This is a genomic window from Aporhodopirellula sallentina SM41, assembly GCF_000346505.1.
Lineage (GTDB): Bacteria > Planctomycetota > Planctomycetia > Pirellulales > Pirellulaceae > Rhodopirellula > Rhodopirellula sallentina.
Genome location: NZ_ANOH01000161.1, coordinates 1 through 14,748, shown reverse-complemented (window position 1 = coordinate 14,748; position 14,748 = coordinate 1). Strand labels below are relative to the sequence as shown.

Below are 14,748 nucleotides of genomic sequence, written 5' to 3'. Positions count from 1 at the left end.
GTTGTTGCGATGTCTTGCCAGCGGTTGAAGTGAGCGGCTGAATTGATAGCCGTTTCCGGACTGCAGGATTTGATAGTCGAGCGTGTTCACGCCGTTGGGAAGGTAGATGAAAATGCTGCGGCGCGGCGTCGAGGTGCCACGCATGGTGGAGCCCTCAACCGCAGCGGCGCTTACCGGACGCATGCAATCCAAGAGTGGCAGGGCCAGTGCAACGCCCGAACCGCGGAGCAACCGACGACGCGAAACTCTTTTCTGTTGTGAATGGTAGTGTGCCATCGTTTTCTCGGTGAGAGTGCTTTGCGGAAGAGCGGCAGGCGGGAGTGTTGCGTTGGGGGCAAATGTGACAATGATCAGCGTTTCAAGAACAAATCCGACTCGACGAAGTGGCGAATGATGTCCTGCAATTGGTATCCTCCCGGTTCGCTGCGCCGGGCAATTGCGGTGATGGCATCGCGATCATCGATCGTCATCGGCCTGCGAAGAGCGTAGGTGGCGAGTTTTTCGACGAAGGCGTTGGCGAACGGCTGCGCATCGTCGAGCATCAACGCCTTGAAGTCTTCAGGGCCTTGGAAGGGTCGCCCGTCAGGCAGCTCGCCGCTGGCATCGACCGGTGGATTTTCGCCAATTCCATGTTGGACAAACTCTTCGGTCCGCCAACGTCCGACGGCGTCGTAGTTGTCGAAGGCAAAACCGAGCGGGTCGATTTTGCGGTGGCAGGCGGCGCACTGAGCGTGGATGGTATGAGCGGCGAGTTTCATGCGAATCGTTGCTCGAGGTTCGTCAACCGGATTGGGCTCGATCGCGTCAATGTTTGCCGGGGGTGGGCTCGGTGTTTTGCCAAGGATCACATCCGAAACCCAGATCCCTCGATGAACGGGACGGTGGCGGGTGCCGTCGGAGGTCATCGACAGAATAGAAGCCTGAGTCAACAAGCCACCTCGATGACTGTCAGGCGGCAACGACACTCTATGAAATCCCGTCGACGCGGGGATTGGCAGTCCGTAGTGGGCCGCCAGTCGCGGGTTGAGCATCGTCCAATCGGAGTCGAGAAACTCGGTGATCGGGAGGTTGTTCTTAAAGACTTCGGCAAAGAAGGAAGTCGTTTCCAGGACCATGCTTTTTTCCAACCACGGGTCGTAGTCGGGGTAGAGTTTTTGGTCCGGTGGGAACATGCCGACCTTTTGCAGTTGCAACCATTGCTTCGGGAACGATTCCTCGAACCGCGCGATCTTGGGGTCGGCGAACATGCGGGCGAGCTGCGTTTTCAGGGTTGCCGGTTGATGCAGTGTGCCGTCTTCGGCGGCTTTGAAAAGAGTTTCGTCGGGCGCTGAACTCCATAGGAAATACGACAGCCGTGATGCCAATTCCCAATCATTGATGACGGCGCGGTTTTGACCGGCATCACCTTCACGGAGGTAGTAGAAGTTTTGCGACGCGAGGATTCCTAGCATTCCCAACTTGCAGGCTTCTTGGGTCGACGCTCCTTTCTTCAGTTCGGTCCCGATCAGGTAGAGATAGCGATCGACTTCTTGCTTCGTGGGAGGCCGTCGCCATGCTGCGCGAGCGAACCGTCTCACGAGGTCGCGAACACTCGCCAGTGTAGGTTGCGCGGGTGGTGCAAAACGTTTTCGCTTTGCCATCGACTCGGCTTCGACGATCGGGCCTTCCCATTGAATCGAGTCGAAGATCAAAACGGGGTACAGGGCGTTGCCTTCTTCATCGGTCATCTTTCGTTGCCAAGGTGACCGCGAGAGAGGGTTGTCGAAGGTTGTGAACACACGCTGTCCGGTCGGGCGGCCCGCGATGCCGGAGTTGGATGGCCCAGGCACTTCGTTGTTGATTTTCATCGAGACCTTGCCTTCCAGGTAGGTCATGAACTCGAAGACGGCGGGGGCGTTTTCCGGCGCGATGACGTCGTGTTCGAAAATGATGCGATCCAGTTGTGGACTGTAGATCGTCACGTGAGGTGCTCTGCCTTCTTTCGATGGAAGGCCGCTGATGGTGAGTTTGGCTCGATAGATGCCGGGCGGCATGGAATAGTTTTGATGAGCCGGTTCGACGTAGGACAAACGGTGACCGGGCCAAATCAGTGTGCGAACATCATCGAGGATGCCCTGTTCCTGCAGGACGTCACGTTTTCCTCGATTGGGCCAATCGATATCGAGTGCGTCTTTGGTCCATGTTTGAGATTGAGGAACGGACGCGGGATATGCCGTGTCGAGGATCGACCGCGAAGCCGCGAGATACTTTTCGACATGCGACGGCGACAACGACAGTTCGGAACCGATTCGTTCAAAACCCTTCCACTGCGGGTCCGCATTCATGCGTCCTGGGGCGGCCGCGTCGTAGTGCACACCGAGCAGGTCCTCGATGGTGTTCGCGTATTCTTCGCGGCTCAAACGGTAGAACGCAACGGAGGCGCGGCGAGCCATTCTCGCGTGCTCGCCCTCTTTGATTTTGCCGCTGATCCATTCGGCAACCGTTTCGATTTCCTCAGCGGTTGGTTGGTCGTTATTGGGAGGCGGCATTTCGCCGGCGTTGATTCGGCCGATGACTTCATCCCATCGTTCGGCGATGTGGGCCGAGTTGAAAACAGTGGGCAGAGTGTCGAGTCGAAAGTCGCCCTGTTGAGTACTCGCGTCATGGCAGTCGAGGCAGTGTTCCTGAATGAAAGGCAAAACCACCTGCTCGAATGATCGAGTGTTTTCGGCAGTCGCGGCAGAAGTCACGGCGAATGCAGACGCTAACAACGACGCCAACAGGGCCGCGCAGATCACGGGGCGTTTCATGACTGGACAAACCGAAAGGTGGGGAAGGTTTGGTCGGCAACGGAGAGCCCGCGAGCGATGTATCCGTCGGCCAAGGCGGGGATGTATCTCCATCGTGGAGGCATGCGTGTGGAAACAGGTGAGTGTCAATCGCACATCGCATGGAGACGCAATCAGCTAATGGCGCGACCACGCGATTAATCACATGCAACTGATAACCAAAGCAACAGATAACCAAAGCAACAGATAACCACAGGCAACTGATAGTCACAGGCAACTGGCGCACGTGACAAAACGCGGTAAGGCGACGTGGCTGTGGGTTTGGTCAACGCTCGGTCTCGCTGAGCTGCGGTGGCGGGTTTGTCGATGGCGAGTTGTTTTGGATTTGTAGACGAACGGCGCGTCCGGGCCGAGTTGGTCGCTTGTTTGGTGGAGCAGGGGGCGCTGACGATAATCTTTGGGTGGGTAACATCTGTGCGCTTGGTTACGGTAGGCTTACGGATCTCTTTTCCCCACCAAATTCGTTTTTTGAAAGAGTCTCTTATGAAAGCCCTGGTCGCTGAAGCTTTAGGTACGTTCATTCTCGTCGTTTGCGGCTGCGGTGCCGCCGCCTTTGCCGCGTCATTCCCGGTCGAAGGGGTAGGCGATTTGGGAATCGGGTTGCACGGTGTTTCGTTTGCGTTCGGTCTAGTCATCGTGGGATGCGTCTATGCCTTCGGCGGAATCAGCGGATGCCATTTGAACCCTGCGGTGACGGCGGGGCTGTTTGCGGCAGGACGCTTTGCATCATCGAAGGTTCCCGGTTACGTGATCGCACAAGTCATCGGGGCGATCGCCGGAGCGGGCTGTTTGTTGTTGATTCTGCAGGGACATCCCGACGCGGCATCGGTTTCGTTGGAAGGCGTGGCCAACGGTTACGGGGAACACTCGCCGGGACGCTATTCGATGGTGTCTGGTTTCGTATCGGAGGCGTTGTTCACGTTCATCTTCCTGACCGTGATCCTAGGGGCGACGTCGCCGAGCGCGCCGGCAGGCTTCGCGGGACTGGCCATCGGTTTGACGCTGACGGTGCTGTTGTTGGTTGGGATTCCGATCACGAATCTGTCCGTGAATCCCGCCCGCAGTACCGGTCCGGCTTTGTTCATTGGCGGATGGGCGATCGGCCAGTTGTGGTTGTTTTGGGTGGCGCCGATCGTCGGCGGTGGCTTGGCCGGATTGCTGGCTCGGTTCCTTTATGCCGAAGAAACGACAGCGAGCTAGACGTCCGAGCAGACCGCCCGCACGCGGCCAAAAACAGCAATCGTGGCGAGCGACGCGAACCGATGCGAGCGTGCAAAAACAAATGCGGCGTCGCCTGCTCCGCGGGCTTTAAACGCTCTTGGCGGCGATACCGTGGTGGTCGAGTCCCATCCAGTCAAAGATCTCGTCCCGGATGCGGAGATACTCCGGATCGTCCAGGTTGCGAGGTCGCGGAAGGTTCACATCCACGACCGCTCGAATTGCCGCCGGTCGATCACTCAATACTACGACCCGATCGGCCAACTGAACGGATTCTTCGACGTCGTGGGTGACAAACAGAATAGTCTTCTTTTCTTGACGCCAAATATCGACGAGGTCGGCGCGCATCTTAAGACGTGTCAACCAATCGAGTGCGCCGAGCGGTTCGTCCATGAATAGAATGTCTGGCCCTGATGCGAGCGCCCTTGCGATCTCCACTCGTTGTTTCATTCCGCCGGACAGTTCACGCGGGTAGGCGTGTTCGAAACCCGACAGGCCGATCATTTCGATGTAGCGTTGAACGGTTTTTTCTTTCTCGATCGGCGACACATCGGCCAGTCCAAAACCGATGTTCTGCGAAACGGTGAGCCAGGGGAAAACGGAGTTGTCTTGGAAGATAAACACTCGCCGCCGGTTCGGCCGGACAACGGGGACTTCGTCGATCAGCACCTGGCCGCTCGAAGGTTTCAGAAAGCCGCAGGCAATGTTCAGTAACGTCGATTTCCCGCATCCCGATGGGCCGACGATGCAGACAAACTCGCCTTCTCGGATGTTCAGGTTCACCGAGTCGAGGACTTGAATGACCGATCCGTCTTCGGCGGTGAAATGCAAGTCGATGTCGCGAAATTCGATTTTAGGTGTTTCAACAATCATCGCTTGGCGGTTCCTCGACGCGATAGGGCTGAGTTTTCGATTCGTGCCATCACCCCGTCCAGGAACATCCCGATGACTGAAATGACCACCATCGCCGCGACCACCAAGTCGTATCTCAGGTTGTTGCGTGAATCGTTGATTTGGAAACCGAGTCCCGATTGAACGCCTAACATCTCTGCGGCGACCAAGACCACCCATGCGATCCCGAGGGCCAAACGCAGTCCGGTCAAAATCTGCGGCATCGCCGCCGGAAGGATGACTTGAAAGAGAACCTTCGCGCCACTGACTTCCAAGTTCGTTGCTACCCGTAGGAATTTGACGTCGATTCCTTCGACCGCTGACGTTGCGGCGGTGATGATCGGAAAGATGGACGCGAGAAAGATGAGGAAGATCGCAGACAGATCGCTCGGTTCCCACCACGTCATCCCGCCAAAGACCAGCACCGCGATCGGCAACCAAGCGATCGGGGAAATGGGACGCAGGCCCTGGACCAAGGGGTTCACCAATTCACGAAACCAACGCGACCAACCGATCGCCAAACCGACCGGCACGCCAACGAGCACCGCCAGCGTGAATCCCCACATCACACGGAAGACTGATGCAATGATGTATCGCCACAGTACACCGCCGGTTGCCAATTCAATCAGTCCGGCCAGCGTCAACCATGGCCCCGGCACGTCGGTACGACCGTTGCCAAGCGTGACGAGATGCCAAATCAACAGAAACAAACTGAGGCCAACCAGGCCGAGGAAAATTTTGCGTCCTTGCATCAATCCAGTGCCTCAGCGCGATCCGTCGATGGTCCACCTGCGGTCGAATCGCCGTCGCTCTCGAGCGGCAATTCCCACGTCCCTGAGCGTTCGAACGATGGGTCACAGTAATCATCAAAACCGAACGGGTCGTCTTCGGTGACGGGGCGAAAGCTGAAAAACCCGAGCCGCTCGGCGTAGTCTTGGATTTCGGCGAAGTCCTGCTCCGCCAAATCGAGGCTGCTGTAACTGACACGATCGATCGGCCGTGTCAAAACAAACTTCAACAACTCAGGATCTTGGTTGTAGTATTCCTGCCGCGCGGCGATCAATGCCGCCTGCATCCGCGGGGAACGCCCGAATCCTTCCGGGATGACGGTGGCGCCGGCGTGGCCCGCGTCTTCGCTATTTTCTTCGACCAACCCGGCCATCAATCGTTGGTCGCCTTCGTCGATCCATTTTCCCGACGCGGAGATACCCTGCACCAATTCCCGCACGATGTCAGGGTCTCGTTCGATCAAACGTTCGGTCACGACCAGGACGCATGAAATGAAATTCGGCCAGATATCTTTGGTGAAGTAGAGAACGCGTCCGAACCCGTCGACCTCCGCTTTCGCTGCGAACGGCTCGCCAACGATGTAGGCTTCGAATTGTCCCGAGCGGAGCCCCGCGGGCATCTCCGGCGGCGGATAGTCGATCAGGGTGATCTCCGAATTCGAAAAGTGAAACTCGTCCTTCAGCTTTTCGATCAAAATCCGCTGGTTCGAATATCGGTGAGGGATTGCCAAACGCTTTCCTCGGAGATCTTCGAATGTTTGATACGGCGAGTCCTTCTTCACCACGATTGCCGTTCCGTCGCGGTGTCCCAGGTGCACAATTTTTACCGGCGTGCCCTGTCGCTGCATCACCATCGCCAACGGCGCCAGAATGAACGCGGCATCCAAATTCCCCGCATCGATGTCTTCGGTCATCGCCGGCCAACTCGTGTATCGCCACGACACGAATTCGGAACGTTCAGACGAATGCTGGCTCACCCAACTCGTTACCGGACACGTCAGGTGGCACGTCACCGGCAGGTGGCCGACGCGAAGTGACTTTCGAGTGGTGGATCCGTCCGCTGAGTCTACTGCGTCGGGGCGATCGAACAGATGCAGATTGAAATGCGCATGGAGCAACGACACGGTGGCCAAAGCAAGAAACAGTTTGCCAAGATGTGCCATTGGCCTAGTCGGAACAGAGAAAAATAACGATGCGGGAAGGTCAAACGTCGCCGATGTCGCCAGCATTGCAGCAAACGTCGAGCGGAACTACTAAGCGGGGGTTCGACCCTCACACCAGTTCCGTTTCGCACCCCGAAGATAGCTGGCGCGAAAATATCTAGCAATTGCAGCCACCGCCTTCGCGACCGCTGGGATCAGGAAAACACCCCGCTTTTTGGATGTCGTCGACCACGGAGGCGTTCGCCGGCCTGATCGAGTCGAACCCCGGTTTTACTAAGGCACCTGGGTTCTCTAGGTTGCCGTGCTGATGGCTGAGAATTTTCATGGGAGCGAATCAGGCGATGACCTCACTGCAGCGTCGACGAGAGTGTTTATGAATGTTGCAGCCGCTGTCACGTGAACTTCGGTGGTCTGAATTGGGCGGATTCGCCTACGAGAATCGGGCACGTCAAAGTTCCGAGTGCATCGAGACGCCGTGCTCGGCGGAGCTGCGTCTGCTTTATCGTGTCGTGTTCATCGTGTCGCGTTCATCGTGTCGCGTTCATCGTGTCGCGTTCATCGTGTCGCGTTCGGGGCAGCGAGTTTCGGAGTGGGCGAATTGAGCCGCTCGTGATGAACTCCGGTGCAGGCGAATGGTTCGTGTTTTCGGACGTCCTTTCCAACGGTTCGATATCGGTGACGTGCCGCTACGAACTCTCCGACGAGTATTGAGGGTGCCGCCGACGTGTGGTTCCGACGAAACGAAATGTGCGGGTTCTCCTGGCTACATGAAGGCCTGATTGCGGATGCCGATCGGCCTTTGACGCCAAATGTCTCTGGGTATTCGGTCGTCCGTTCGCTCCAATGTGGCAGCAAGAATGCGTTAAGATTCGATGAATCGACGTGTCTGAGCCTAGCCATGTTTCGCGGTGTTGCTCAAACTGCGCCGCCCTCGCATCAACAGCCCAGCGGCGAATCGGAAGACGTGCCGTTGCCCGCCAAGGCGGTTGTGCTGTTCCGTTCGCCCCCAACCGCATTGAGACAAGTCATGAGTGATGCGACCGCGTCGGCCCAAATTGACGCGAACGAGGTTACCGCCGATTCGCTGCTCGAGCCGGCGCCCCAAATGCTGGACGCGCCATTGTCGAAATCAGACGCGACGCAGTGGATTGCCGTTGCGGTACTGGTCTATTTATTGATCTGTGCCGTCGGCCTGATCGGGTCGGGCTTCAAAGCGGCAACGGGTGATGAAGCGAAAGAGATGTTCGCCTTCGCCACGAATCCTTTCGCGGGTTTGGTTGTCGGAACGGTCGCCACGGCGTTGATTCAGTCATCTTCCACGGTGACGTCGATCATTGTCGGGTTGGTCGCCGGCGGGCTGCCGGTTTCCGTTGCGGTTCCCATGGTGATGGGGGCCAACATTGGAACGTCCATCACCAACACCATCGTATCGCTCGGACATGTGCGTGAGAAGAAAGAATTCGCACGAGCGTTTTCCGCCGCGACGGTTCACGATTTCTTCAACCTGCTGTCGGTTGTCATTTTCCTGCCGCTCGAGATCGCGTTCGGGCTGCTCGAAAAGATTGGTAAGACGCTCGCGAGCTTTTTCGTTGTCGAAGACGCTTCGATGGGAGGGCTGAACTTCGTCAAAGCAATGACCGCTCCGGTGGTCGGCACGGCAAAGCATTACGCGTTGGAGTTGGGTGACGGGCTTGGTGGGGGGCTGTTGATCATCGGAGGAGTTGTTCTGATTTTCATCACCATTCACTACGTCGGCAAGCTTCTCAAAAAACTCATGGTCGGCAAAGCCAAAGAGATCATGCACGCGGCGATCGGAAAGGGGCCGGTTTCGGGAATCGTCTCCGGAACCATAGTGACGGTGTTGGTTCAGTCGTCGTCGACAACGACGTCTCTGATGGTGCCTCTCGCGGGATCAGGAGCGTTCGGGTTGAAACAGATCTACCCGTTTACTTTGGGGGCAAACATTGGGACGTGCATCACCGCTTTGCTCGCCGCGACGGCGGTGGACGGGAATGCGAACGCGGCGTTGCAAATCGCGTTTATCCATCTGACGTACAACGTGTTGGGCGTGATAGTGATATACGGCATTCCTTTCCTGCGATTCACTCCGGTCCGCGCGGCGGAATGGCTCGGCGTGACCGCGGCGGAAAACAAGCTGATCGCACTCGCCTATATCCTGGGCGTTTTCTTTGTCATCCCCGGGATATGCCTCGGCGTCTCCAGCATCATCTAGGAAATTGTTGCCGTGACCGACATCAAAAAAATCTCAACCGAACGCATTCGCTGTCTTATCGCCGATACCGAAAGCACTCTTCGTGAACTCGAAGCCGAATTGCAGCGGCGGGAAACCGAGGCACAAGACGTTGAAATCGATCACCTCGAAGAACACATGCGAGGTGCCGAGTTATCGCTCAACTCGATCAAAGAGTTCCTCACGTTCTTGTTGGGCGAATACCGTTCAAAACACTGAGGTTTTTTCAAAACCCCCTGGGCAATTGATTTTCCGTCGGGGCGATTGGATTGGCACGGTTAATAATGAGACTTGAGGCTGTAGTGACAGTCGACAAGACGTTCGGTGGTTTACAGAGGCCTGCCGAAACTCTTGGCGAGTTTCGCTACGTAAGAATTTAGCTGCCCTCTAGCCACTCGTCGCGGTTGTTTTGTGTTAGCCGCGGCCAACGCCAATCGGCGGGGCGTTCGTATCATTCTTCATCCGAGTTCTTCTGACAAGCTTTGAAAGTTCCAACGAAATGCAAGATTATCAACGTATCCGAGAAGAGGTCCTGGATTCGATCGACGAGGAAGTCGAATCTGAACTGCGTGACTTGTTGCTCGACATCAATGACCACGAGCGAAACGGGGACGGTCATCCGCACAAGTTGACGCGGACCGAGTATTTCCGTCACCTGCTGCGATTGCAACTCGAACTCGTCAAGTTGCAAGATTGGGTGATTGAGACCAAATCGAAAGTGGCGGTTATCTTCGAGGGCCGTGATGCGGCCGGGAAAGGTGGCGTGATCAAACGCATCACTCAACGGCTCAACCCACGGGTGTGCCGCGTCGCCGCGTTGCCGGCACCCAACGAGCGTGAAAAGACTCAGTGGTATTTTCAACGCTACGTGCCACACCTTCCCGCGGGCGGCGAGATCGTTCTTTTCGATCGCAGTTGGTACAACCGCGCCGGTGTCGAACGCGTGATGGGCTTCTGCACCGAGGAAGAATACCAAGAGTTCTTCCGTACCGTTCCGGACTTTGAGCGGATGATCGTTTCGTCGGGAACGTATCTGCTGAAGTACTGGTTCTCGATCTCGGACGACGAGCAAGCGTTTCGTTTTCAGTGCCGCATCGACGATCCTCTGAAGCAGTGGAAACTCAGCCCTATGGATCTCGAATCTCGTCGTCGGTGGGAGCAATACACCGTCGCGAAAGAGATCATGTTGGAAAAAACGAATCTTCCCGAATCTCCGTGGTGGATCGTTGACGGAAACAACAAGAAACGCGCTCGCCTGAACTGTATTCATCACTTCTTGCAGCAGATCCCTTATCAGGAAGTGGAGCAGGAAAGCGTTGAACTGCCGGAGCGGCGACGCAGTGAAGACTATCAACGCAACCCGATGCCCAAAGAAGTCTTCGTGCCCGCGGTTTACTAGTCGTTTCTTTCAGCGCTGTTCGGGTAGTGGGTCTTGTGAAAGATCCTGCTGCATGAGGGATCTTTCACAAGATCCACTACCGCCGGCTCCTTGAGTTGTTGGGGTTCATTAAGTTGTTGAGGTTTTTTGGGGCGGTCACAGTCTGCGCACTGAAAAGTCTGCGCACTGAACGTCTGCCGAGTGCAAAGTCTTCCCAGTGAAACGACGGGGGCGGACGCACCGTTGTGGCTTGTTTATTGGGTGGCTGATTCCCAGCGATCGTCCGCGTCCGATATTAAAATGCTCTGGCGTGCGGGAATTGAAGGCCTGTGTATTTTCTAGCGCAAAGCCGTGTTGACGGAGTGTCCCGTTTTTGGCTTCAATAGGCTTTCCGTGCCAGGGGCAGGTACGAGTCGAACCGTCGACCCATGTCGACGTCACTCTTTCTCCCCTACGCAGGCGCGTGGGCCCGTACGTCGATTGTGCGGGGACGATGCGTCTGTTTCCGCGAGGCACAGCGCGCTTCATGCTCTATTCGAAAAACCGAACCATTCCGAGTCCGATTACCGGCTATCACTTGGACGATGAAGGTCACTGGGTCGCTCAACTGGAGTGCGGCCACAATCAGCATGTTCGCCATGACCCGCCTCTCGTTCGCCGCGAGTGGGTTCTGAGCGAAAAAGGAAGGCGATCGATGTTAGGTTTTCGCCTCGCCTGCAAGAAATGCCTCGAGTGCGCGCCGCACGACGCCCGTCCTCCCGTCTCGGAAGAGTGCCCCGACTGAACGTGGACCACGATCGGTTGAGTCGAGGAAGCCGCGTGGAAACGATGTGTGGCCCCGTTTTCGGCGCGTGTGGTAGTGGATCTTGTTAAAGATCCTGTTACCCACAAGCGTCTTTATGCTGAAGGCGTTTTAGCAAATTGCCGGCGGTCGAGCGAAGCGACCACCTTCGGGGGCGGTCAGAACTTCGCATGATCGGTCTCTCCAGGTGCGCTAACACGACCTGGGGCGAATGGCTTGAAATCGCTTCGGGATACAAACCGGCGTGTGGGTAATCAACAGCTTGTGAATGATCCTGCCGCATGAGGATCTTTCACAAGATCCACTACAGCAAAGAGGACTGGCAGAAACTGCTGGCGTTGATTCACCAACCTGGCGATGATCGAACAACGATGCCGCTCGGTTTCGGTGGCCTGAAATCCGACGAATCCAGCCAGGGTGTTTGGTTGGTGGGTCACGGGTGTGGACGCACGCGGTAGACTGATGCCCATGCTAGGTGCGATTGTCCTGACCGCTGTTCTGCTGATCGTTGGTGTGGTGCTGCGCGGTCGGTTTCGCGTTCTCGCGGTAGCTCGGATTCCGGCGTCGTTGATCGCTGGGGCGGTGGGGTTGGTGGTTTGGCAGGCGATTCTTTTCAGCGTTGATCTTGAGTCGGCCGAACCGGATTCTTGGACGCGGTGGGTTCAATCGTTCAGTGAAACCACGATCGCTCATTTACGTGGTTGGCCGGGATGGCTGATTGCGGTTGTCTTTGCCGGAATGCTGTTGTCGCGTTCTCCGCAGAAAGGGGGCAGCCAGCGATCCGAGGCCGGTCATCTAGCGAATCAGCATGCGGACCACGACCAGCACGGTTTCTCGCCGGTCGCGCGAGAGGCGTTGATGGTTTGGATCATCGTGCTCGGTCAGAGCACGGTGGGGTTGTGGTTGGTGTGGTGGTGGCTCGGGCCTAGTTTTGATCTGCCCGCGTCTGCTGGCATGTTGATTGAAACAGGGTTTGCCGGAGGGCATGGTACCGCGGCGGCCATGGGCACCGTATTCGCCCACCCTTCGATCGGATTGGAAGAAGGCCTCGATCTCGGTGTGCTGATGGCGACCTGCGGGCTCGTGTACGGTTTGGTCTCGGGGATCCTGTGGATCGAAATCGGTGTCCGACGTCGATGGGTGGCGAAAAAGGATCACCCAGCGGATTCGGATGAATTGGCTGCGGCAGCGGAAGGGAGCCCAGCCCCGATAGCGGACTCGGCAGCAGGCTCGATAGCGGCCTCGGCGAAGGACTCGGCCTCGGCGAAGGACTCGGGCACTGCGAACGCGGGGCGGGGACCGGCGTCGATTGCCGATGCGATTGAACCGATGTTGTTGCAGTTGGTGTTCCTGATGCTCGCCTTCTCATTGGGGCTCGCGATGCAGTGGGCGGTGGATTGGATCGCCACCGCCGTCGACGCGTCGGGGATCTTCAGCGGTGGTGATCCCGGCGACGAGGGGCAACGTGTGCTGCGTGACCGGTTGCGAATCGCCAGTGTGGTGGGATCGTTCCCGTTGTTTATCTACACGCTTTTTGGCGGTGCGATCGTGAGGTTTGTCGTGGTTCGTACCGCGGGCGAGCGGTGGATCGATCATGCGATGATCAGTCGCCTGATCGGTGCGAGCATGGACCTGTTGGTTGTCGCGGCGGTGGTGACGTTGAACCTCGCCGTGGTCGTGTCGTTGTGGGTGCCGATAACGGTGTTATTCGTCGGGGGGGCGGCGTGGTCGACGTTTTGCCTCTTGGTGCTCAGCCGTCGAATCCTGCCCGAGAGCCATTGGTTTGAACTCGGGCTGATCAATTTCGGGATGTCGACCGGCACGACGGCGACCGGGTTCGTGTTGCTGCGGGTGATCGATCCGGAACTGAAGACACGGGCCGCGGAACAGTATGCCCTTGCGGCTCCCTTGTCGGCCCCGTTTATCGGTGGCGGGATGATCACGGTCGGGTTGCCGCTGATCTTGCTCGAGCGGATTCCCATCGCGGTGAGTGCGGTTTCGATGGCGTTGGTGCTGGCGATTCTCGTCGGAATGGGGGGGTGGTGGAAAGCAAAACTCACATCCCGGCAAAGATTCCCAACCGAAAAAACCGGCCCGGATTCCAACCGCTGAGGCGAAATTGGGCAATCTAGGTGAGAACACTGAATTGCGTTCTTTCGTCATACCGGTAAACTCAGTGCTTCGAATTTGCCGGGAAGAAACCAAGCGAACGTTTGGCGAACTCACGGCCCGGAACGTTTTCTCTGCCATCCGCTCATCACGCGAACAAAATTTTCATGGCCGAATTGAACCACGAGTGTGGCGTTGCCGCGATCTATCACCTGTCCGGCCGTGGCCGAAGCCCGATTTGTACCGACGACGGGCCGCGTCAGATCTCGCGTTTGTTGCCTCGAATGTTGCTCGATATCCAAAACCGCGGGCAACTCGCTGCGGGAATGAGTACGTTCGACCCCGACCGTCCGGGCCTGATCAAAACGTTACGTGACGTCGGCACCGTGACTGAGGTGTTTCGCCTGAACCATCGTGCGAAGGCGGATTCGTTGATGCAGAGTCTCGCCGGCAGGGCCGCGATCGGCCACGTGCGATACGCCACGTGCGGGCAAGATGATCGCAACTACGCCCAGCCGTTTGAGCGCCGCCATATCCATAAACGCAAGTGGTTCAGTTTCTGCTTCAACGGGCAATTGGCCAACTACACACTGTTGAAGCAGCGTCTGCTCGCCGACGGCGATCACCACCTGACGCTCGACACCGACACCGAAATCATTCTTCACGAGTTCGGCCGGATTCTCTCGGCGACGAACGGTCGTTTGGACTGGATCGAAGTCCTTCGCCAAGCCGCCTCCGGTTTCGACGGTGCCTATTCGCTCGCGTTGTTGACCGGTGAAGGCGAGATGATCGTCGCCCGCGATCCGCTCGGTATCAAACCGATGTGTTACATCCACGAGGGCCCGTTGTTCGCCGCGGCGAGCGAGAGTGTTGCGTTGTTGAACCTCGGTTTCGAAGCCGACCAGATCAAATCGTTGCCTCCCGGGCATGCGATCCTGATCGACCCCGAACATGGTTTTCGGATCGAGCAGTTTGCCGCTCCGCAGGAACCGAAGCACTGCTTTTTCGAATGGGTTTATTTCGCCAACGTCGCCAGCACGCTCGACGACCGCAGCGTGTACCTGTCGCGAACCAATCTCGGTCGGGAACTCGCCTCGGCGGAACGGAATTTCGGACGCGTTCCGTTGGATGATCCCGATACCATCATCGTGCCGGTCCCGGACACCAGCAAAGCAGCGGCCGACTCGATGGCCTATGAATTGTCGATCCCTTGCCGCGAGGGTTTGATCCGCAACCGTTATGCAGGCCGAACGTTCATCGAAGGCGGTCGTGCCCGCAAGGCGAAGGCGGCGGCGAAGTACACTCCGCTGCGTGAAGTCC

At 57.3% G+C, this 14,748-nt stretch carries 12 protein-coding genes and 1 pseudogene; 8 read left to right on the top strand and 5 right to left on the bottom strand.

What is annotated here, in order from left to right; genetic code table 11:
• A pseudogene (locus tag RSSM_RS10615) lies at positions 1-276 on the bottom strand (DUF1552 domain-containing protein); the annotation flags it as partial.
• Between the two features lie 74 nt (positions 277-350).
• The gene (locus tag RSSM_RS10610) at positions 351-2,789 is read right to left on the bottom strand and encodes a DUF1592 domain-containing protein (protein ID WP_008677819.1); all 2,439 of its coding nucleotides are present in this window, start codon (positions 2,787-2,789) and stop codon (positions 351-353) included.
• A 522-nt stretch (positions 2,790-3,311) separates the two neighbouring features.
• Here RSSM_RS10610 and aqpZ point away from each other — a divergent pair.
• Complete coding sequence (gene aqpZ / locus RSSM_RS10605) at positions 3,312-4,028, top strand: aquaporin Z (protein ID WP_008677817.1); 717 nt, start codon at positions 3,312-3,314, stop codon at positions 4,026-4,028.
• A gap of 108 nt (positions 4,029-4,136) precedes the next feature.
• Here aqpZ and RSSM_RS10600 read toward each other — a convergent pair whose 3' ends face one another.
• From RSSM_RS10600 to RSSM_RS10590, 3 genes are read right to left on the bottom strand one after another with little or no spacing between them, the layout of a single operon-like run.
• Positions 4,137-4,919 carry an ABC transporter ATP-binding protein gene (locus RSSM_RS10600; RefSeq protein WP_008677815.1) on the bottom strand — a complete coding sequence of 261 codons (783 nt, stop codon included), beginning with the start codon at positions 4,917-4,919 and terminating at the stop codon, positions 4,137-4,139.
• Positions 4,916-5,689, bottom strand: coding sequence for an ABC transporter permease (locus RSSM_RS10595; RefSeq protein WP_008677814.1), 774 nt, complete (start codon positions 5,687-5,689; stop codon positions 4,916-4,918). The genes RSSM_RS10600 and RSSM_RS10595 overlap by 4 nt, the downstream gene beginning before the upstream one ends.
• Entirely contained in the window at positions 5,689-6,888 is a 1,200-nt protein-coding gene (locus tag RSSM_RS10590) for an ABC transporter substrate-binding protein (RefSeq protein ID WP_144059726.1), read from the bottom strand. The genes RSSM_RS10595 and RSSM_RS10590 overlap by 1 nt, the downstream gene beginning before the upstream one ends.
• A 1,105-nt stretch (positions 6,889-7,993) precedes the next feature.
• On the opposite strand from RSSM_RS10590, the gene RSSM_RS10580 reads away from it, so the two are divergent.
• The 7 genes from RSSM_RS10580 to RSSM_RS10555 all read left to right on the top strand — a co-directional run.
• On the top strand, positions 7,994-9,121 hold the full coding sequence (locus RSSM_RS10580) for a Na/Pi symporter (RefSeq protein WP_044302226.1): 1,128 nt from the start codon (positions 7,994-7,996) through the stop codon (positions 9,119-9,121).
• A gap of 12 nt (positions 9,122-9,133) precedes the next feature.
• Positions 9,134-9,358, top strand: coding sequence for a hypothetical protein (locus tag RSSM_RS10575; RefSeq protein ID WP_008677806.1), 225 nt, complete (start codon positions 9,134-9,136; stop codon positions 9,356-9,358).
• A 280-nt stretch (positions 9,359-9,638) separates the two neighbouring features.
• A complete protein-coding gene (gene ppk2 / locus RSSM_RS10570; RefSeq protein WP_008677805.1) occupies positions 9,639-10,538 on the top strand; it encodes a polyphosphate kinase 2 in 900 nt (299 codons plus the stop codon).
• A 472-nt stretch (positions 10,539-11,010) separates the two neighbouring features.
• Complete coding sequence (locus RSSM_RS10565) at positions 11,011-11,301, top strand: DUF3565 domain-containing protein (RefSeq protein WP_315850014.1); 291 nt, start codon at positions 11,011-11,013, stop codon at positions 11,299-11,301.
• A 299-nt stretch (positions 11,302-11,600) separates the two neighbouring features.
• Complete coding sequence (locus tag RSSM_RS33665) at positions 11,601-11,777, top strand: hypothetical protein (RefSeq protein ID WP_008677801.1); 177 nt, start codon at positions 11,601-11,603, stop codon at positions 11,775-11,777.
• A 10-nt stretch (positions 11,778-11,787) separates the two neighbouring features.
• Complete coding sequence (locus tag RSSM_RS10560) at positions 11,788-13,431, top strand: sodium/glutamate symporter (RefSeq protein ID WP_044302225.1); 1,644 nt, start codon at positions 11,788-11,790, stop codon at positions 13,429-13,431.
• Between the two features lie 164 nt (positions 13,432-13,595).
• On the top strand, positions 13,596-14,748 hold a 1,153-nt coding region (locus tag RSSM_RS10555; protein WP_008677796.1), incomplete at its 3' end, for an amidophosphoribosyltransferase.